General features: G+C 69.0%; 19 protein-coding genes. 9 read left to right on the forward strand and 10 right to left on the reverse strand.

Going from position 1 to position 18,917, the window contains the following annotated elements; genetic code table 11:
- Nucleotides 1–105: 105 nt before the first annotated feature.
- From ACFXGJ_RS04530 to ACFXGJ_RS04550, 5 genes are all read right to left on the reverse strand, one after another.
- Nucleotides 106–561: a MaoC family dehydratase gene (locus tag ACFXGJ_RS04530; RefSeq protein WP_378616915.1), complete on the reverse strand. Its 456-nt coding sequence runs from the start codon at nucleotides 559–561 to the stop codon at nucleotides 106–108.
- Between the two features lie 103 nt (nucleotides 562–664).
- Nucleotides 665–1,417, reverse strand: a complete 753-nt coding sequence (locus ACFXGJ_RS04535) for an NADPH-dependent F420 reductase (protein ID WP_378616917.1) — start codon at nucleotides 1,415–1,417, stop codon at nucleotides 665–667.
- A 37-nt stretch (nucleotides 1,418–1,454) separates the two neighbouring features.
- Nucleotides 1,455–2,486 carry an LLM class flavin-dependent oxidoreductase gene (locus ACFXGJ_RS04540; RefSeq protein WP_378616919.1) on the reverse strand — a complete coding sequence of 344 codons (1,032 nt, stop codon included), beginning with the start codon at nucleotides 2,484–2,486 and terminating at the stop codon, nucleotides 1,455–1,457.
- A gap of 19 nt (nucleotides 2,487–2,505) precedes the next feature.
- Nucleotides 2,506–2,868 carry a hypothetical protein gene (locus ACFXGJ_RS04545; RefSeq protein WP_378616921.1) on the reverse strand — a complete coding sequence of 121 codons (363 nt, stop codon included), beginning with the start codon at nucleotides 2,866–2,868 and terminating at the stop codon, nucleotides 2,506–2,508.
- Nucleotides 2,869–2,891: 23 nt separating this feature from the next.
- Entirely contained in the window at nucleotides 2,892–3,308 is a 417-nt protein-coding gene (locus ACFXGJ_RS04550) for a DoxX family protein (RefSeq protein WP_378616923.1), read from the reverse strand.
- Nucleotides 3,309–3,499: 191 nt separating this feature from the next.
- On the opposite strand from ACFXGJ_RS04550, the gene ACFXGJ_RS04555 reads away from it, so the two are divergent.
- A complete protein-coding gene (locus ACFXGJ_RS04555) occupies nucleotides 3,500–4,009 on the forward strand; it encodes a MarR family winged helix-turn-helix transcriptional regulator (protein WP_378616985.1) in 510 nt (169 codons plus the stop codon).
- Between the two features lie 346 nt (nucleotides 4,010–4,355).
- Complete coding sequence (locus ACFXGJ_RS04560; protein WP_378616925.1) at nucleotides 4,356–5,279, forward strand: DUF389 domain-containing protein; 924 nt, start codon at nucleotides 4,356–4,358, stop codon at nucleotides 5,277–5,279.
- Nucleotides 5,280–5,473: 194 nt separating this feature from the next.
- Here ACFXGJ_RS04560 and ACFXGJ_RS04565 read toward each other — a convergent pair whose 3' ends face one another.
- Nucleotides 5,474–5,686: a three-helix bundle dimerization domain-containing protein gene (locus ACFXGJ_RS04565; RefSeq protein WP_378616927.1), complete on the reverse strand. Its 213-nt coding sequence runs from the start codon at nucleotides 5,684–5,686 to the stop codon at nucleotides 5,474–5,476.
- A gap of 251 nt (nucleotides 5,687–5,937) precedes the next feature.
- Between ACFXGJ_RS04565 and ACFXGJ_RS04570 the strand changes: the two genes are divergently transcribed.
- The 3 genes from ACFXGJ_RS04570 (at nucleotide 5,938) to ACFXGJ_RS04580 (ending at nucleotide 8,025) form a co-directional block, all read left to right on the forward strand.
- Nucleotides 5,938–6,723, forward strand: coding sequence for an SDR family NAD(P)-dependent oxidoreductase (locus ACFXGJ_RS04570; RefSeq protein WP_378616929.1), 786 nt, complete (start codon nucleotides 5,938–5,940; stop codon nucleotides 6,721–6,723).
- 100 nt (nucleotides 6,724–6,823) lie between these two features.
- Nucleotides 6,824–7,279: a hypothetical protein gene (locus tag ACFXGJ_RS04575; protein ID WP_378616931.1), complete on the forward strand. Its 456-nt coding sequence runs from the start codon at nucleotides 6,824–6,826 to the stop codon at nucleotides 7,277–7,279.
- A 101-nt stretch (nucleotides 7,280–7,380) separates the two neighbouring features.
- A complete protein-coding gene (locus ACFXGJ_RS04580; protein WP_378616933.1) occupies nucleotides 7,381–8,025 on the forward strand; it encodes a VOC family protein in 645 nt (214 codons plus the stop codon).
- 196 nt (nucleotides 8,026–8,221) lie between these two features.
- On the opposite strand, the gene ACFXGJ_RS04585 is transcribed toward ACFXGJ_RS04580, so the two are convergent.
- Nucleotides 8,222–9,196 (reverse strand): zinc-binding alcohol dehydrogenase family protein, encoded by a 975-nt coding sequence (locus tag ACFXGJ_RS04585; protein WP_378616935.1) that lies wholly within the window; start codon nucleotides 9,194–9,196, stop codon nucleotides 8,222–8,224.
- Between the two features lie 85 nt (nucleotides 9,197–9,281).
- Between ACFXGJ_RS04585 and ACFXGJ_RS04590 the strand changes: the two genes are divergently transcribed.
- Complete coding sequence (locus ACFXGJ_RS04590) at nucleotides 9,282–9,857, forward strand: TetR/AcrR family transcriptional regulator (protein WP_378616937.1); 576 nt, start codon at nucleotides 9,282–9,284, stop codon at nucleotides 9,855–9,857.
- 21 nt (nucleotides 9,858–9,878) lie between these two features.
- Here ACFXGJ_RS04590 and ACFXGJ_RS04595 read toward each other — a convergent pair whose 3' ends face one another.
- On the reverse strand, nucleotides 9,879–10,892 hold the full coding sequence (locus ACFXGJ_RS04595; RefSeq protein ID WP_378616939.1) for an alcohol dehydrogenase catalytic domain-containing protein: 1,014 nt from the start codon (nucleotides 10,890–10,892) through the stop codon (nucleotides 9,879–9,881).
- A 364-nt stretch (nucleotides 10,893–11,256) separates the two neighbouring features.
- Between ACFXGJ_RS04595 and ACFXGJ_RS04600 the strand changes: the two genes are divergently transcribed.
- Nucleotides 11,257–12,540 (forward strand): sensor histidine kinase, encoded by a 1,284-nt coding sequence (locus ACFXGJ_RS04600; protein WP_378616941.1) that lies wholly within the window; start codon nucleotides 11,257–11,259, stop codon nucleotides 12,538–12,540.
- A 3-nt stretch (nucleotides 12,541–12,543) separates the two neighbouring features.
- Here ACFXGJ_RS04600 and ACFXGJ_RS04605 read toward each other — a convergent pair whose 3' ends face one another.
- Complete coding sequence (locus tag ACFXGJ_RS04605) at nucleotides 12,544–13,692, reverse strand: MFS transporter (RefSeq protein WP_378616943.1); 1,149 nt, start codon at nucleotides 13,690–13,692, stop codon at nucleotides 12,544–12,546.
- The gene (locus ACFXGJ_RS04610; RefSeq protein ID WP_378425357.1) at nucleotides 13,689–14,585 is read right to left on the reverse strand and encodes a PAC2 family protein; all 897 of its coding nucleotides are present in this window, start codon (nucleotides 14,583–14,585) and stop codon (nucleotides 13,689–13,691) included. Before ACFXGJ_RS04610 ends, ACFXGJ_RS04605 begins: the two co-directional genes overlap by 4 nt.
- Before the next feature lie 51 nt (nucleotides 14,586–14,636).
- Between ACFXGJ_RS04610 and metH the strand changes: the two genes are divergently transcribed.
- Entirely contained in the window at nucleotides 14,637–18,206 is a 3,570-nt protein-coding gene (gene metH, locus ACFXGJ_RS04615) for a methionine synthase (protein WP_378616945.1), read from the forward strand.
- Between the two features lie 24 nt (nucleotides 18,207–18,230).
- Nucleotides 18,231–18,902 carry an HAD family hydrolase gene (locus ACFXGJ_RS04620; RefSeq protein ID WP_378616947.1) on the forward strand — a complete coding sequence of 224 codons (672 nt, stop codon included), beginning with the start codon at nucleotides 18,231–18,233 and terminating at the stop codon, nucleotides 18,900–18,902.
- The last annotated feature ends 15 nt before the right edge of the window (nucleotides 18,903–18,917 follow it).

Genomic DNA, 18,917 nt, shown 5'->3' on the forward strand with positions numbered 1-18,917 from the left:
GGACCGTACCGGAGGATTCACGGGCAGCTCGCCGAGGCGTTCGTCGCCGCTCACATCGACTTCGACCGCGACCGAGACTACTGAACAACTCCGAGCAACTCGAAGTTACTGGCCCACAGCCTTTCTGAAGACGAGGAGTTTGGACGTGGCGTGCTGTCGGACATCGCCGAACTGGTTGATCGTGTCTTGTTCGGCGGTGACGATGCCGCGGTTCGGATCACGGCCGGAGACCTTGATGTCGGTGATGGTCACAACGACGTGCAACAGGTCGCCGGGTCGGGTGGGCGACGGCCACGTCAGATCGACGCCGGCCCCGATGATTCCGTTCGCGAAGGGCAGCCCGCTGGTGACGAGCAGGCGCATCGTGACGGCGGCGGTGTGCCATCCACTGGCGGCCAGTGCGCCGAAGAATGTCGACGCAGCCGTCTCTTCGCCCAGATGAAACGGTTGCGGATCGAACTGTCGGGCGAAGGCGATGATGTCCGCGGCAGTCATTTCCTGGGTATCGGTGCGGTAGGTGGTGCCGACCACGAGGTCGTCGAGCCACAGACGCGCCGTCACAGTGCTTCCGATCGCATGTGCCGATAGTGCCATCCTCGGTGTTCGGTCGGCGGCAAACCACCGAGGACGGCGACGGTCAGTGGATTTCGCCGGGCGATCCACGTCACCCCACAGCGTCGGCCAGACCCAGCCCCGCAACTCGCGCCGGGCCGGTCCGCGGGGCGTTGGCGGACCGGGCGTGTGCGATGAACCGCCCGTGTTCGGTGTCCGGGAACCGGTCGAGCGCAGCGCGCACCTCGGGTGCGGGCAGGTTGGCGCCGAACAACTCGGCCCCGGGCTCGAGGCGAACCCCTTCCGCGAGTGGGCCGGCGACGACCGGATCGAAACCGAGGTCGTCGACGATGCCGGCGACGACGGCGAGGTCCGCGGGACTGTCGCCGGCGATCGCGATGGCTTTGCGGCCGGGAGATCCGGGTGCCCGGGCCTCGTCCTCCAGGTCGTGATAGCCGATGTGGTTCAACGCCTTCACCACACGCGATCCGGCCAGGTACGCCTGGACGGTCTCGCTCGAGGACGACTCCGGGTCGGTGAGGTCGTCGCGGTCGCCGTCGATCTCCCACCAGTAGTTCATCGCGTCGACGACGATCTTGCCGTCGAGTTCCGCGACGGGGAGGGAGCGGAATTTGCCGAGCGGCAGCGCCAGGACGACCACGTCGGCGTCGGCCGCGGCGTCGGCGGCGGTCGTCGCGGTGGCGCCGGGGGTCAGGACCTCGACGGTCAGTGCGATGGCGGCCGGGTCGCCGGAGCCCGCGATGAGCACGCGGTATCCGGCGGCCAGTGCGAGCCGGGCGACAACGGTGCCGAGCTTGCCGGCGCCGAGGATGCCGAGGGTGCGTGATGTGGTGACGGCGTGCATGGCAGCTCCGTTCTCGGATGAGTCGGCGGGTGTGGTGTCAGCCGGCGAGGATGTCGCGGACCAGGGGGATCACCTTGCGGCCGTAGAGGTCCACGGCCCGCAGCCGGTCGCCGGTTGTCAGGGCACCGACGGTGTAGACGAGGTCGAATCGGGCCACGTCGAGGTCCGTGATGGTGCGGGCGATCCGTGGTGCGACGGTCTCGGGTGAGCCGACGTACATCGATCCGTGCTCGATCTCGGCGTCGAACTCCTCGCGACGGATCGGGGGCCAGCCGCGCAGGGCGCCGATCCGGTCGCGCATCGTCCGGTAGTGCGGCCAGAACAGCTCCCGGGCCTGCTCGTCGGTGTCGGCGAGGAAGCCGGGGGAGTGCATCCCCACCGGGTGCGCCATGGTGCCGAACTCGGCGGCGGCGCGGCGGTAGAGCTCGACGTGACCGGCGAACCGCTGTGGGGCTCCGCCGATGATCGCGAGCATGAGCGGCAGTCCGTGGCGGGCGGTGCGGATGATCGACTGCGGGGACCCGCCCACGCCGACCCACGTGGTCAGCCGGCCGGAGTCGGTCTTGGGGAAGACGTCGGCGTCGTCGAGCGGGGCGCGGAACTCGCCGCTCCACGTGATCGGCTTCTCGTCGAGGAGCTTGACGAACAGGTCCAGTTTCTCCTCGAAGAGCCGGTCGTAGTCGCGCAGGTCGTATCCGAAGAGCGGGAACGACTCGGTGAAGGAGCCGCGACCGAGGATCACCTCGGCTCGTCCGTTCGAGAGTCCGTCGACGGTGGCGAAACGCTGGAAGACTCGGACGGGGTCGTCGGAGCTGAGCACGGTGACGCCGGAGCCGAGCCGGATGCGGGAGGTGCGGGTGGCGATCCCGGCGAGCACGGTCTCCGGTGAGGAGATCGCGTACTCGGGTCGGTGGTGCTCGCCGACGGTGAAGACGTCGACGCCGAGTTCGTCGGCGAGGACCGCCTCGTCGACGACGGCACGAAGCGCCGTGCCGAAGGACTCGGGCCGGCCCGACTTGTCGGCGGGGAGGTCACCGAAGGTGTCGAGGCCGAATTCGATCGTGGACATGGTTGTCTCCCTGCGAGGGTCAGGCCGCGGTGTCCGCGGCGAGGAGTTGGCGTACTCGAGGTGCGACCTCGGTGCCGAAGAGTTCGATGGTGCGGGCGCGGGCGTTGCGCGGAAGGTGCATGATGTCGTACTCGAGGTCGAATCGACTCAGTCGCAAGTCTCGTGCCGTCGCGGCGATCTTGTGGGCGACCGTCTCGGGTGAGCCGATGTAGAGGGCGCCCGTATGAAGTTCGGCCTCGTAGCGGTCCCTGGTGGGTGCGTAGAAGCCGCTTTCGGCGGCGACGCTCTCGACGAGCGGCTGTCGGTACCGCCACCAGATCTCGCTGGCCTCCTCGTCGGTATCGGCGACGAGGCCGAGGGAGTGCTGACCGATTCTCTTCACTCTCCGTTGTGCTTCCGGGAGGGTCAGTTGATCGAGAACAGCGGGCCGGTGAGGGTCAGCCCGAGATCGCCGGTGTGGGCGAAGAACGCGAACAGCATCAGTGCCGCGCCGGCCAGCGCGATGTCCTTGTTGAACTGGATCATCTCCATCTGCCGGGCCCGCGGATCGGTCTCGGCCCAGAAGTTGTGCATCAGTGCCGCCGTCGGCACCAGGAACGCGACCAGCAGTAGCGAGCCGAGATCGGCCCACACGCCGAGCAGCACGCTCAGCCCGCCGACGACGAGGATCGCCCCCGACGCCAGGACCGACAGCTGCGGAACCGGCAGCCCCTTGGCGCCCGCGTACTGCGCCATCGCCTTCGACTGCGTCAGGTGGCCTGTCGCGGAGGACAGGAACAGGGCGGAGAAGAGAATGCGGCCGATCAGGATGACGATGTCCATTGTTTCCTCCAGTGAGCGGTATGGGGCGGGGAAGTGTGAGGGCGGCTGGCGATACACCGCGTGGCCGCCGCCTTCGGCTGCGGCCTGTGACCTCATGACTTCAACAATGAAGTGAAAGTTACTCCGCATGACTTCAAGATGCAAGTGATTCTGGGTTCCGTTGACTTCAATCGTGAAGCTATGATGTGTCCATGGATGTCACTGAGGAGCCCCGTTGGCTCGACGATGAGGAGAACGACGCCTGGATCGCGCTCGAGAGCGTGTTGATGCGGCTGCCGTCTGCGCTGGACGCACAGTTGCAGCGTGATTCCGGGATCAGCCATTTCGAGTATCAGGTGCTGTCGGGGTTGTCTATGGTCGACGACCGGACGCTGCGGATGAGTGACCTGGCCGCGTTTGCGGGCGGCTCGCTCTCGCGCCTGTCTCAGGTGGTCGGCCGGCTCGAGAAGCGCGGCTGGGTCGGCCGTTGCCCGGACCCGAGCGACGGCCGCTTCACGATCGCGACGCTGACGGAGGAGGGCTGGGATGTGGTGGTCGCTGCGGCACCCGGCCATGTCGAGGCGGTGCGCCGCTATGTGTTCGACAACCTGACCCGCGCGCAGGTCCGGCAGCTCTCCACCGTGGGCCGCCGGATCGTGCACGCGGTAGACCCGCAGCATCCCGCGCTGGTCGGATTGCCGAAGGCGAACACCTGGGCATGAGCAGGTCCGGCTGTCGGAGACAGCGCACCTGGCGTCGGGCTTTCGCACTGACTGACCGAAGCCCTTGTCGTGAACGAAGAAAGGTGCCCTGAAATGCACGAATAGGGGAGCATTCAGGGCCAAGCCCGTACCAGTTCGAGGAGCATCTTTCAGATGAACAAGTCTGGGAACGTCCACCGCGGTGTTCTCGACGACTCGACTGACTGTTGAGAGAGAACACCCTTCGACGTGGAGACATCGAAGCCGAAACAACGATCCTGAACTACTCCACAGGGCGTAGCGGACGTGTCATGACCGAACCCGTGAAGGACGCCAGTAGAGCCAGAGGTGGTCGAGTACGCCCGCTGTGATCGAGGCGGATGTAGCGCGTGCCTGCGCGAATGATGTGCTCGCCGCGTTGACCGCTCTGGATCTGGTGCGGACGGGCGGAATCTTGTTCGAGCTGACGGGGACCGTGCTTTCCTGCGCCGGGGAGCGGGCGGACGCTGCGGCTCCGACACGGCCGGACGGAACGGTGGTGTGGGAGCAGTTGCTCAGTCAGGCGTGTGAGGGGGCCCGACTCACTCCCACGTTCCTGACGTTTCTGGCGATCGCGTTCCTGCTGTCGGCGGTAGCCGTGGCGACGGCCTCGCCGATGACCCTGGTCGGCGCGATGGTGGTTGGGCCCGAATTCCGGCCGCTGTCAGCACCTTCGGTGGGTCTGGTCCGCCGGGACATCGGGCTCGTGCGGAATTCGGCACGTACCCTGGCCATCTCGTTTCCGGCGGCGATGGTGGTCACCGCGCTGGCCACAGTGCTGTGGACTCGCCTCGGCTGGATCGGGGTCGGTGATGTCGAGAACGCTCGCGCCTTCGATTTCATCTACGAGGTGGGGCCATTCTCGCTGGTGGTGGCGCTGCTGGCGGGGGCGGCAGGCATGTTGGCGCTGGTCACCTACTCCTCCACGGTCCTGGTGGGTGTGTTCATTTCGGGGACGACGGTGCCAGCCGCCGGTTTGGCCGTCGTCGCGGTCTTTGCGGGAAAGTGGAATGTGGTGCTGAGCTCGCTTGCACAACTCGGCGTCAATCTGATCGGCATTGTGCTCGCCGGGGTGGCTGTGCTGCTGTTGTTGCTGCTGCGGGACGGTCGCCAGGGCGGGTCGGTCATGCGCCGGGAGCCCCGTTCCGGACCGTCTCGGAGGCGCGGAGTTCCCCCGGCCACCGCGGGGCCGCGCAGCCCGACGTTGCGGCCAGATCGTCCCATCCCGGGCGAGCGGGAGTGCCAGGACTAGCCGCACGCTTGCCCGCTGACTGCGGAGGGAGTGGTTCCTCGTCGGGCCCGGCGCCTACTCTTCAGGCGGAGAAGTCTCCTGAGCATCCGGCCGCCTGTCATTGGTCCCCAGTTCCACCGACACGAACGGTCAGTGGAGAGCGAGGCCTGTCACAGTGGCGCAAGTGTGGCCGGGCGATGGAACGGCACTCCCGCCTACGGGCTGACAGACGGGGTGGTCCGTGCCAACTCCTCGGCAGCGTGCCGCTCGACCAAGAGGGGTATGAAGTCCCGGATTCGGCCGCCCGCGAAGCCTCCGTATGCACGATTCACTGCGTCGGTCACCGCGGCGGGGGTCATCTCCGGATGCTTGATCGCAAGGCGATCGACCACGAGCTTGATCTGACGTTGCTCTTCGTCGGGTGACATTCCGGCAGTGTTCTCGCAGAGTGCGAATCTCGTCAAGGTCGGGTTGGACACTGCGCATGATCAGCGGAGTGAGCATCCCGGCGGGACCGGTCGATCTCCGCAATCAGCCGTTGCGCGGGTTGACGGCGGACTACTGTCGGGACAGGACCACTCCTCATCTCGAGTCGAGTCGACGCCGGTCCTGGTTCCGCGGTGATGGCCGCCGCATCCGCTGTGGCCGGATGGATTCGCACTCGCCCGGGAGGGTGGCGATGGACCTGCACCTCGATGGGAAAACGGCGGTGGTGACCGGCGCGAGCAGGGGAATCGGGCTTGCGATCACCAGCGCTCTGGTCGATGCCGGCGCGCACGTGGTCGCCGGGGCACGCAGCCGGACGGCGCAACTGGAAGAGCTCGAATCCCGCGGACAGGTCACGTTCGTTTCCGTGGACCTGGCGACCGCGGACGGGCCGATTGCGCTCGTCGCGGCCGCTGAACAACGGGGCGGCATCGACATTCTCGTCAACAACGCGGGCGCGGTGACCCCTCGGCCCGGTGGCTTCGTCTCGGTCACCGACGAGGACTGGGACGCCTCGTGGTCGCTCGGGGTGATGGCGACGGTCCGAGCGACCCGCGCCGCCATTCCTGCGATGGTCCGGGCCGGTAGTGGGTCGATCGTGACGATCGGCTCGGTCAACGCGTTCTATCCGGACCCCGGCATACCCGATTACTGTGCGGTCAAGGCGGCGGTCACCAATATCACCAAAGCGCTGTCGAAAGAACTCGGCCCCAAAGGTATTCGCGCGAACTCGATCAGCCCGGGCCCCGTCATGACGGATCTGTGGGTCGGTCGGGGTGGTGTCGCCGAGGTGGTCGGAAGGGCGAGCGGCGTCAGTCCGCAGGAAGTCGCGGACAGCGCCGTCGCCGGCACCGCGACGGGACGGTTCACCACGTCCGACGAGGTCGCCGACCTGGTCGTGTTCCTGGCGTCCGACCGGGCGGCGAACATCACCGGTTCCGACGTGAGAATCGACGGCGGATTCATCACCACTGTGTAGCCCATGTCCCTGTGCCAACCAACGGGAGCTCGGCACGTCCATCACCGCAACGAGAAAGTCAACGAGATCGAATCGGCCGACAGCCAGGGAAGGACACGTCATGAGAATCATCCGGTTCGCCAGGGCCGCCGTTGTCGTGCTGGCACTGGCCACCGTTGCGGCGATGGTGACGGCCGGCCCGGCGGTCGCGAGACCGTTGCCGACGGTCGTGCTGGTCCACGGCGCGTTCGCCGACGCCACGAGTTGGGACGGCGTCGCTGCCGACCTGCGGGTGCGGGGCTACCCGGTGGTGGTGCCGGACAATCCGTTGCGCGGTCCGTCCTACGACGCCGCTGCCGTCGAGAAGACGCTCGCCGGAATCTCCGGGCCCGTCTCGTGGTCGGGGACGCCGAGTTGGTACCTGGTCTCCGCGAACGACACCGTGATTCCGCCTGCCGCGCAACGGTTCATGGCCGGTCGGATCGGGGCCCACACCAGCGAGGTCCAGGCCTCGCACGTGGCGCTGGTCTCGCAGCCCGGGGTGGTGGCCGACGTCATCGCGGCGGCAGCCGGATGACCCGTCACGACAGACCAGGGTCGAACCCTGGTGCGACCGGCCCGCCGCGAGACGAGGGTTCTTACCGAAGCAGCGATCCCGCTGTGGAACGAAGGAGAGTCATGAACGCCAAGAAGGTGGACCTCGAGCTCGAGGCCCTGACGATCCCGGTCTCCGACGTCGACAAGTCCAAGAGGTTCTACGAGGACCTGGGGTGGCGTCTGGACGCCGACTTCGGCGCGGACGACGGGAGCTTCCGGATCGTGCAGTTCACGCCGCCGGGTTCGCCCGCGTCGATCCAGTTCGGCACCAACGTCAACTCGCAGACACCGGGTACCGCCGAAGGAATCTACCTGGTGGTTTCCGACGTGGAGGCCGCGCACGACGCACTCGTCGCACTGGGCGGTGAGGTCAGTGACGTGTTCCACCCGGGCGTCCCCGGAGCGCAGTTCGGCCACCTGGGCACGGACGGACAGCTGCGCGGGCCGGCCGACGCCCGTGCCAGCTACGGCTCGTTCGCCACGTTCCGTGACCCGGACGGCAACCGGTACCTACTCCAGGAGGTCACCGACCGGTTCGCCGGACGCGTCGAGGCGACCGCGACCGAGTACCCGTCGGTGACGGACCTGACCGGTGCGCTCGTCCGGGCGTCCATCGCCCACGGCGAGCACGAGGCCCGCAACGGCGGCGCGTACGACGAGAAATGGCCGGAGTGGTACGCGGGGTACATGGTCGCCGAGGCTCACGGTGAGCCGCTTCCCGAGTGATCGAACCAGGCCCGTCGCGCACGGCGAGGTCGGCATCCACGTCCGGGGCGTCCTGCCACGTGAAATGGCCGGCGTCGGTGCCGGCGTCCTGCTGGGCGCCCACGCCGTTCGCCGACGTCACCGGCCGACCGACGAGTCGAAGCCCATCGGCGAATGATCGGTCCTGGACCGACGGGCGCTCTCGTGCAGCTTCTCCTCAGGAATGGGGGGTCAGCACGAACATTCCTTTCGCGCGTCGCAGCTCGATCTGCTCGTGTGCGTGTCCAGCGTCGTCGAAGCCGATCACCGAGTCGATGATCGGGGTGATGGCGCCGTTGGCTGCCAGTTCGAGGACCGCCGATCGCACGGAGGTAACCCTCGCGAGCCAGGCGGGGCCGCTGCAACCGGTCAGCGAGAGCCCTCGGGCGAGCAGGTCCGAGGACGTGACGGCGGCGGGCGCGCCGCTGAGCATGCCGTAGTAGAGCATTCGCCCGCTCAGGGGCGTCATCGCGTCGAGGACGGCGAGCGAGCTGCCACCGCCGACCGACTCGAATGCGATGTCGATGGTGTCACCCCGCAACGCCTCGGGCAGGCGGTCGGCCCAGTCCGGTTCGGTGTGGTCGATGACGATGTCTGCCCCGAAACCGCGGGCGCGTTCCCGGTTCTCGGGGCTGCCGGCGGTCGCGATGATCCTGCCGGCGCCCCGCGAGCGGGCAAGCTGGGTCAGGTAGCCGCCGACGCCGGTGCCCGCGGCTTCGATCAGGACCGTGTCGTCACCGGACAGGCGTGCCGTCTCGAGGAGTGAAAGCGCGACGGATCCGCCCATGACAACCGCGGCGGCATCGACCGAGGAGAGCCCGCCGGGGATCGAGACGGCGGATTCCGCGGGCGCGCACACCGACTCGGCGTGAGCCCCGATCCCCATGCCCGTGACCACCACGTGGGTGCCGACGAGCGCGCGGTCGACGTCGGGGCCGACCTCGGTGACGACGCCCGCCGACTGCGTACCGAATACCGCAGGGAGCCCGGTCGGCAAGGGAAAGACACCCGATCTGATCTGCGTCTCGACGAACAGCACCGGGGTGGCCTCGGTGCGAACGAGCAGCTCCCCGTGTGCCGGTGACGGCACGGGGACCTCTCGCGTGACGAGGACGTCGGGGCCGCCGGTAGCCGTCATCACGATTGCTCTCATATGATCTCCCCTAATCTGACCGTCGGTCCGGTTACTGGTGGGCTCGACGATATGGACCGCCGGTCAAGTTGTCAACGGAGGTGTGGTGTCGTCCGAGATCCAGAGATCAGAGCGAGCGGATGCGGCGCGGAACCGGCGCGCGATCCTCGACGCGGCAGCACGGCTGCTGGCCGAGCGAGGCCCGGGCGATGTGTCGATGGAGCAGATCGCGGCGGCCGCCGGCGTCGGCAAGGGGACTCTGTTCCACCGGTTCGGCAGCCGCGCCGGCCTGATGCGCGCACTGGTTCTCGAGCGAGCCGAGGACCTGCGCCGGGCCGTGGTCAGCGGCGCCCCACCGCTGGGCCCGGGCGCCCCGGCAGGTGATCGACTGCTGGCCTACTTCGACGCCATGACCGACCTCGTCGTCGCCAACATAGGTCTGGTGGTGGCCTACGACACCGCCACCGAGGATCCGCACACCGACGAGATTCACGCTTTCTGGTACCGGCACATCGCGGAACTGCTGGCGGAGGCCCGCCCGGACGTCGATGCCGACATGCTCGCCCGACTGCTGCTCGGCACTCTGGGCGGCGAGCTCGTGCTGCATCTCATCCAATCGGGGCAGACCGCCCGGCTGAAGGCTGGCATCCACCAACTCGTCGAGTCCGTTCTGCGCAACTGATGTTCGTCGTTCCCGCCACGGTCACATGGTGAGCACCATGCGGTAGCGCGCGAGCCCCTGCTCCGTCGCGGCGTACGCGTCCGCGGCGGCGGAGAGGGGGCGCTCCTCGATGAGTGCGCGCACTCCCGAAACGACGGCGAACTGCATCGTCTCTTCGACGTCGCGGGCGGTGCCGGCGGGGTGGCCGGTCACGCTGATCCCGGGCAGGATCAACTGCATCGGACTGATCGGCAGCGGGTCGGGGGTGGCGCCGATGACGACGAGTTCGCCCTGCGGGAGCAGTCCGCCGACCGTGGCGGCCATCGCGTTCGAGTTCGCGGCGGTGGCGAGGACCACCGAGACGCCGCCGAGCTTGCGGAGGGATTCGCCGACGTCCCCGTCGGACGAGTCGATGTAGTGCTGGGCGCCCAGCTCGAGGGCGTCGTCGCGCTTGCCCGTGCCGCGGGCGATGGCGATCGTGTCGAAGCCCATGGCCCGCGCGAACTGCAGGCCGAGGTGCCCGAGCCCGCCGACTCCCAGGACCGCGACCCGGTCACCGGGAAGCGCTCGGGTCTTGCGGAGCGCGTCGAAGGTGGTGACCCCGGCGCAGCTCAACGGCGCGGCCTCGGCGAAGGACAGTTCGCGAGGTATCCGGGCGAGCGCGTTCGCCGGGGCGGTCACGGATTCGGCGTACCCGCCGGGATAGTGCCAGCTCGGTACCTGCAGTTTCTCGCAGTGGATGAAACAGCCTCGGCGGCAGGGGACGCACTCGTTGCAGTGGCCGCCGAACCATCCGACGGCGACACGGTCGCCGATGTTGAAGCTGTCGACGTCGGCGCCGAGTTCGGCGATGGTCCCGGCGATCTCGTGGCCTGGTGTCAGCGGCCAGGACATGCCCGGGAATCCGCCGTTGACGAATCCGTGGTCGGTGCCGCAGATTCCGCATGCGGCGACCTGGATTCGGACGTGATCGGGTCCAGGTGAGGTGGTTTCGACGTCGACGAGGGTCAACTTCTCCCCGGCCGACTGGACGTGCACTGCTCGATGTGTCGACATCTGCATCCTCGCTGTCCGTGTCGCACGGTGATGGGATCCAGCGCTTTTGCGTGCGCCCCGGCCCGGGTCGGTCGCCGACGTGGTCCGGCGATGTCAGGGCGTCCGGGCCCACGGTCCAGTCAAGACCTTCAGCGGAGCCCCTGGCAAGACCCGGGCCGGGGGCGGAGCCCCTCGCAAGACCCGGGCCGGCTCCGTGTCGGCGTCGGAAGCGCCCGATACCGAGGTGTCGACGTGAACGGAGAATAGAGTCTGGAGGGTGGACCGAGCATCGACCTCGCCCCAGTCCGGTCGTCCGGCACGGCAGGGTCCACGCCGGAGGCCACGACTGCGGCCGGCCGCGCCGCGCTGAGCGGGAGGTGACCGCATGTCGGAGGTGTTGGTACCGGAGAGCGGACGCGACGGTACGGATCTCGAACGAATACTCCTCGAACACGCCTATCGCGGTGTGCATTTGCAGCTCGCCCTGCGCGGGGTAATCGTGCTGTTCCTCGGGTTGACACTCTTCGTCGTCCCGCCGGCGAACGGCTTCGGGGTGTGCGCGGCAATCCTGACGTGCTACGCGATCTGGGCGAGTGCGGTGGCGCTGTGGGCACGGCGCGGTGGCAGGGGGCCGGTGACCACGATCTGGCTCGCCCTGTTCGTCGACCTCGCCGTGATCGCCGGCCTCGCCTTGCTGACCGGCGTTGAAGCACAACAGAGTTGGACCGCGAACATCCTGACCAACGGGTTGTTCGTCATTCCCCTGCTGGCGTGCACGCAGCTCCGCCCGCTGGTCTGTGTCGGCGTGGTGGTGCCGACGGTGGGCGCGTTCCTCGCCGCGAGCTGGGCAACCATGGCCTCGAACGAGGAACCGTGGTCCTCCGTCCTGCTCAGCACGATGGCGCTCGCATGTCTGGGTGCCGGCGCCGTGGTTCTCAGTCGCATCCAACGCTCGAGGGTGCTGACCATCGGCCGCCTCGTCAGCGATCGCACCGCGCTACTGGCCGAGTTGGTGAGCCTCGAACAACGTGAACGGCGCGCGATGTCCGAGCAGCTCCACGACGGAGCGCTGCAGTACATCCTGGCGGCCAAGATGGACCTCGACGACCTGACCGGCGCTGATCCCGGAGCCCTCGAACGCATCACGCACGCACTCGGCGAGAGCTCCACCCTGCTGCGTGCCACCGTGTCGGAACTGCATCCGACGGTGCTCGATCACATCGGGCTCGCCCGCGCGCTCGGCGACCTCGCTCGATCCGCGCGGTCCCGAGGGGGGTTCACGGTGGACCTCGAGACCTCTCGGTGGGCAGACGACCTCCGCACTCCCGTCGACGACGTGTTGTTCAGTGCGGCACGGGAACTGCTCAGCAACGTCGTCAAGCACGCTCACGCGCGCACCGTGCGCATCGAGCTCGCCGACACGGATCGGGGCGCGGTGCTCGAGGTGGCCGACGACGGGGACGGAATCTCCGCCGACGCGATCGACCGCAGCCGCCGCCTCGGCCATATCGGGCTGACCTCGCACGAGCTGCGCGTCGTCGCCGCCGGAGGGAGCTTCACCGTCAGTCCCGGACCTCGCGCGGGAACGGTGGCGCGGATAGAGATTCCCCTCGAGGACGCCGAATCCGTGCCGGGTCTGTCCGCGGCGCGGCGCAGCGGAGCGGGGTGAGCCTCAATCGGCGGGTCGGTGTGCCGAGCGGGGCATGAGCAGCGGCGCGGCGATCGCGAGCATCGCGGTCGGCAGCACGAATGCCGCGACCGGGCTGGCCGCGTACAGCGGGGTCAATGCCAGCGGAGCCAGGGCCGACCCGGTGAATCGCAGCGCCTGCACCACCGAGACCGCGCCGCCCCGGTTCGCGCCCTCCGAGGTGAGGATCGCCGAGTTGACGCCGACGAGCACGAACTGGCCGGCCACTCCCGCGAGCGCCCAGCTGACCGCGACCGCCCCGACCGATCCGAGCAGCCCGGTCGCGGCCACCATCACCGCACCGCCGATCGCCCCGGTGATGACGGCGGCGCGGGCCCCGAACCGGTCGATCGCCGCGCCGACCGGGCGGGCCGCCAGCATCCCGGCCAGACCGAACACGGTCAGCAGCAGGCCGCGATGCGCGGAATCGAGCCCGAGGGTGTCCTCGGCCCGGAACGCGACCAGGAAGTTCAGCCCGCCGAGCGCACCCCAGCCGAGCAACGCGACCAGGCCCACCCGGAGCACCGTCGGTTGCAGGGCGTCCCGCAGCCGCGGCGGAGCGCCGGGGGTCGCGGGCGCGTCGGCGGGAGGCAGGCCGATCGCGCCGAGCCCGAGAGCCACCACCGCGATCACCGCGAACGCGATCCGCCAGTTCACCTCCGCCGCGAGCCCGCCGACCAGCGGTGCGGTGGTCTGTCCGGCCGCCTGCAGCGCCCCGAACAGGCCGAGCGCCCGGCCGAGGCGGGCCTGCGGGGTGACCGCGGCGAGCGCCGCGAGCAGCAGCGGTGTGGTGAACGAGTTCGCGCAGCCCTGCAGCACCCGGCTCGCCTGGAACACCGCGAACGTGGGCGCGACGACGGCCAACAGGGCGGCCGCCGCGTACACGCCGTACGCGACCCGCACGGTCCGCAGCCCGCCCCAACGGGCGCCGTACGTCCCGGAGACGAGCATGAGGGCGGCGAACGGCAGCAGGTAGGCGGTCAGCGACGACGCCGCCTGCGAGGTGCTCACCCCCAGGGACGCGCCCAGTTCGGGGAACATCGACGCGACGACGCCGCCACCGAACGGGCCGAGGAAACCGCCCGCGTACAGCGCACCGCGCTGCAGCCGTCCGCGCGTGCCGTACGAGCTCACAGACCGCCGAAGCTGCCGGGACCGCGCCGGCGCAGGTAGCGCTCGAACTCTGCGGCGATCGCGTCTCCGTCGATCTTGGAGATCACCTCGGAGATGTCGACCTCCGCGTCACCGCGCTCCTCGAGCGACCGGACGTACTCGGCGATCTCCTCGTCCTCGACGGTCATCTCCGTCACCGACTGCTCCCAGTCCTCCGCCTGCGACGGCAACTCGCCGAGCGGGACCTCCACGTCGAGAACGTCCTCGACCCGCTGCAGCAGCGCGACGGTGGCCTTCGGGTTCGGCGGCTGCGAGACGTAGTGCGGGACCGCGGCCCAGAAGGAGATGGCGGGCACCCCCGCCTTGACGCACTCGTCCTGCAGCACGCCGGTGATGCCGGTCGGGCCCTCGTAGCGGGTCTGCTCGAGGTTGAACCGTTCCGCCGATTCCGTGCTGTAAGCGGTGCCGGTGACCGGAACCGGCCGGGTGTGCGGGGTGTCGGCGAGCAGCGCGCCGAGGATGACCACGGTGGTCACCCCGAGGTCCTCGATGATCTCGAGCAGGTCGTCGCAGAAGCTGCGCCAGCGCATGTTCGGCTCGATCCCGCGCAGCAGCAGCACGTCGCGTTCGCTGCCGGGCGGTGAGCACACCGAGATCCGGGTCGCGGGCCACTGGATCTCACGGGTGACCCCGTCGACCTGCCGGACCTGCGGGCGGTTGACCTGGTAGTCGTAGTAGTCCTCGGAGTCCAGCTCGGCGAGCGGGCGTGCGTCCCAGGTCAACTCCAGGTGTTCGACGGCGCCGCTGGCGGCGTCGCCGGCGTCGTTCCACCCCTCGAACGCGGCAACCAGGATGGGGTTGCGCAGCGTGGGGACGTCGCCGTCGGGCGGGAGCAGGGGTTCGGTTGGACTCACCTGCCTAGCCTACGACCAGGGTGCTTCGCGTCGCCCACTACTCTGGACGGCATGTCTGCCCCATTCCACTCCGCCCTGCTGGATGCGCTCTCACAGCGCGTTGTGATCGGCGACGGTGCCATGGGAACCATGTTGCAGGCCGCGGATCTCACTCTCGACGACTTCCTCGGCCTCGAAGGCTGCAACGAGATCCTCAACGAAACCCGCCCCGACGTGCTGCGCGAGATCCACGCCGCGTACTTCGAGGCCGGTGCCGACGCCGTCGAGACCAACACCTTCGGCTGCAACCTGCCGAACCTCGCCGACTACGACATCGCCCACCGGATCCGTGACCTGTCCGAGCGTGGAACCCGCATCGCCCGCGACGTCGCCGACGAGATGGGACCCGGTCGCGACGGCATGGCCCGCTTCGTCCTCGGGTCGATGGGCCCCGGCACGAAGCTGCCGACCCTCGGCCACGCGCCGTTCGCGGTGCTGCGCGACGCCTACACCGAGTCGGCGCTCGGCATGATCGACGGCGGCGCGGACGCGATCCTCGTCGAGACGTGCCAGGACCTGCTCCAGGTCAAGGCGGCGATCATCGGCAGCCAGCACGCGATGGACCAGCTCGGCCGGCGCATCCCGATCATCACCCACGTCACCGTGGAGACCACCGGCACCATGCTGCTCGGCAGTGAGATCGGCGCCGCGCTGACCGCGCTCGAGCCGCTCGGCATCGACATGATCGGCCTCAACTGCGCCACCGGTCCGGACGAGATGAGCGAGCACCTGCGCCACCTCTCCAAGCACTCGCGGCTGCCGGTGTCCGTGATGCCCAACGCGGGACTCCCGGTGCTCGGCGTCAACGGCGCCGAGTACCCGCTCACCGCAGCGGAGCTCGCGGTCGCGCTCAGCGGTTTCGTCACCGAGTTCGGACTGGCGATGGTCGGTGGCTGCTGCGGCACCACCCCCGAGCACATCACCCGCGTCGCCGAGGCCGTGCGGTTGGTCGAGCAGGGCCTGCGCACTCCCGCGCCCGAACCGGGCACCTCGTCGCTGTACTCGGCGGTCCCCTTCGAGCAGGACGCCAGCATCCTGATGATCGGGGAGCGCACCAACTCCAACGGCTCGAAGGCCTTCCGCGAGGCCATGATTGCCGAGGACTACCAGAAGTGCATCGACATCGCGAAGGACCAGACCCGCGACGGCGCGCACATGCTCGACCTCAACGTCGACTACGTCGGTCGTGACGGTGCGGTCGACATGGCCGCGCTCGCAAGCCGATTCGCGACCGCCTCCACCCTGCCGGTGATGCTGGACTCCACCGAGCCCGACGTGCTGCGCGCCGGTCTCGAGCACCTCGGCGGCCGCTGCGCGGTGAACTCGGTCAACTACGAGGACGGTGACGGCCCGGACTCCCGGTTCCAGCGGATCATGCGACTGGTCAAGGAGCACGGCGCCGCCGTGGTCGCGCTGACCATCGACGAGGAGGGTCAGGCCCGCACCGCCGAGCACAAGGTGCGGATCGCCGAGCGGCTGCTCGAGGACATCACCACCAACTGGGGGCTCGACGAGTCCGACGTCATCATCGACGCGCTGACCTTCCCCATCTCCACCGGTCAGGAGGAGGTGCGCCGCGACGGCATCGAGACCATCGAGGCGATACGGGAGCTCAAGCGGCTGCACCCGCGCGTGCACTTCACCCTCGGCATCTCGAACATCTCCTTCGGCCTCAACGCGGCCGCGCGCCAGGTGCTCAACTCGGTGTTCCTGCACGAGTGCACCGAGGCCGGCCTCGACACGGCGATCGTGCACGCGTCGAAGATCCTGCCGATGGCCCGGATCCCCGAGGAACAGCGGCTGGTCGCACTCGACCTGGTCTACGACCGCCGCAGCGAGGGCTACGACCCGCTGCAGAAGTTGATGGAACTGTTCGAGGGCGTCTCCGCGGCCTCGGCGCGCGAAACCCGCGCCCAGGAACTCGCCGGCCTGCCGCTGTTCGACCGGCTCGAGCGGCGGATCGTCGACGGCGAACGCGACGGCCTCGAGGCGGATCTGGACGAGGCGATGACGCAGCGGCCGCCGCTGGCGATCATCAACGAGACGCTGCTGGCGGGCATGAAGACGGTCGGCGAACTCTTCGGCTCGGGCCAGATGCAGCTCCCGTTCGTGCTGCAGTCCGCCGAGGTGATGAAGGCGGCGGTGGCCTACCTCGAGCCGCACATGGAGGCCACCGACGAGGACGGCAAGGGCCGCATCGTCATCGCGACGGTCAAGGGCGACGTCCACGACATCGGCAAGAACCTCGTCGACATCATCCTGAGCAACAACGGCTACGAGGTGGTCAACCTCGGCATCAAGCAGCCGATCGCGACCATCCTCGACGCGGCCGTCGACAAGAAGGCCGACGTGATCGGCATGTCCGGCCTGCTGGTGAAGTCGACCGTGGTGATGAAGGAGAACCTGCTCGAGCTCAACGCCAAGGGCGTGGCCGAGCAGTTCCCCGTCCTCCTCGGCGGCGCCGCGCTGACCCGGTCGTACGTGGAGAACGACCTGGCCGACGTGTACGACGGCGAGGTCAGCTACGCGCGCGACGCGTTCGAGGGCCTGCACCTGATGGACTCGATCATGGCGGTCAAGCGCGGCGGCGGCCCCGACCCGGACAGCCCGGAGGCGCTGGCCGCAAAGGAGAAGGCGGCCGAACGCAAGGCCCGCCACGAACGCTCCAAGCGAATCGCGGAGGCGCGCAAGGCCGCCGAGGTGCCCGTCGTGGTGCCGGAACGGTCCGACGTGGCCGCCGACATCGCGGTTCCGACGCCGCCGTTCTGGGGCACCCGGATCGTCAAGGGCATTGCCCTCGCCGACTACTCGGGCCTGCTCGACGAGCGCGCGCTGTTCCTCGGCCAGTGGGGACTGCGCGGTCAGCGCGCCGGCGACGGTCCGACCTACGAGGAGCTGGTGGAGACCGAGGGCAAGCCGCGGCTGCGGCACTGGCTGGACCGGCTCGCCTCCGAGGGGATCCTCGCGCACGCGGCGGTGGTCTACGGCTACTTCCCGGCCGTCTCCGAGGGCGACGACGTCGTCGTGCTCACCGAGCCGACACCGGATGCGCCCGAACGGATGCGGTTCAGCTACCCGCGCCAGCAGCGCGACCGGTTCCTGTGCATCGCCGACTTCGTGCGCTCGCGCGCGGACGCCCGGCGGACCGGGCAGGTGGACGTGCTGCCGTTCCAGCTGGTGACCATGGGGCAGCCAATCGCGGACTTCGCCAACGAGCTGTTCGCGGCCAACAACTACCGCGACTACCTCGAGGTGCACGGCATCGGCGTGCAGCTGACCGAGGCACTCGCGGAGTTCTGGCACCGGCGGGTGCGCGAGGAGCTCACCCTGCCGGGCGGACACGCGCTCGCGGAGCAGGATCCCGCGGACGTGGAGGAGTACTTCAAGCTCGGATACCGAGGTGCGCGTTACTCGTTCGGCTACGGCGCCTGTCCGGAGCTCGAGGACCGCGCCAAGATGGTGACCCTGCTCGAGCCCGAGCGGATCGGGGTCAAACTGTCGGAGGAACTGCAGCTGCACCCGGAGCAGTCGACCGATGCGTTCGTGCTGCACCATCCCGAGGCCAAGTACTTCAATGTGTGATCTCACGCTGGGCGGGGCCGGCCGATGACCGACCTCAAGGCGGTCCTGTTCGACATGGACGGGACCCTGCTCGACTCCGAGAAGCTCTGGGACGTCGCCATGCACGAGCTGGCGGCCGAACTGGGCGGGGTGATGACGCCGCAGACGCGGCACGCGATCATCGGTGCGTCCGGTCCGGACGCGCTCGCGACGATCTTCTCGGCACTCGAGCTCGACCCCAACGAGCGGGCGCTCGCGGACGCGACCGCCTGGATGAACGCGCGGGTGACCGAGCTGTTCGCGCTCGGCATCCCGTGGCGTCCGGGCGCGCAGGCCCTGCTCGCGGCGGTCCGTGACAGTGGTCTGCGGACCGCGCTGGTCACCAACACCGAGCGGGAGCTGGCCGAGCAGGCTCTGAACACGCTGGGGCGAGAGCACTTCCACGTCACAGTGTGCGGCGACGAGGTTCCCCGCGGGAAGCCGCGGCCGGACCCCTACCTGCGCGCGGCCGAACTGCTCGGCATCGCACCGGAGCACTGTCTCGCCGTCGAGGACTCGCCGACCGGTGCGGCAGCCGCCGAGGCCGCAGGCGCGGTGGTCCTCGTCGTGCCGTGCGAAGTGCCCGTGCCGACCGGACCGCGTCGGGTGCACCGGGAGTCGTTGGACGGACTGGGCGAGGACGACCTGATGTCGGTGTGGCGGTCGGTGCAACCGTAGGTGCCGCGGTGGTCG

The sequence above is a fragment of the Rhodococcus sp. NPDC059234 genome (assembly GCF_042754225.1).
GTDB lineage: Bacteria > Actinomycetota > Actinomycetes > Mycobacteriales > Mycobacteriaceae > Rhodococcus_G.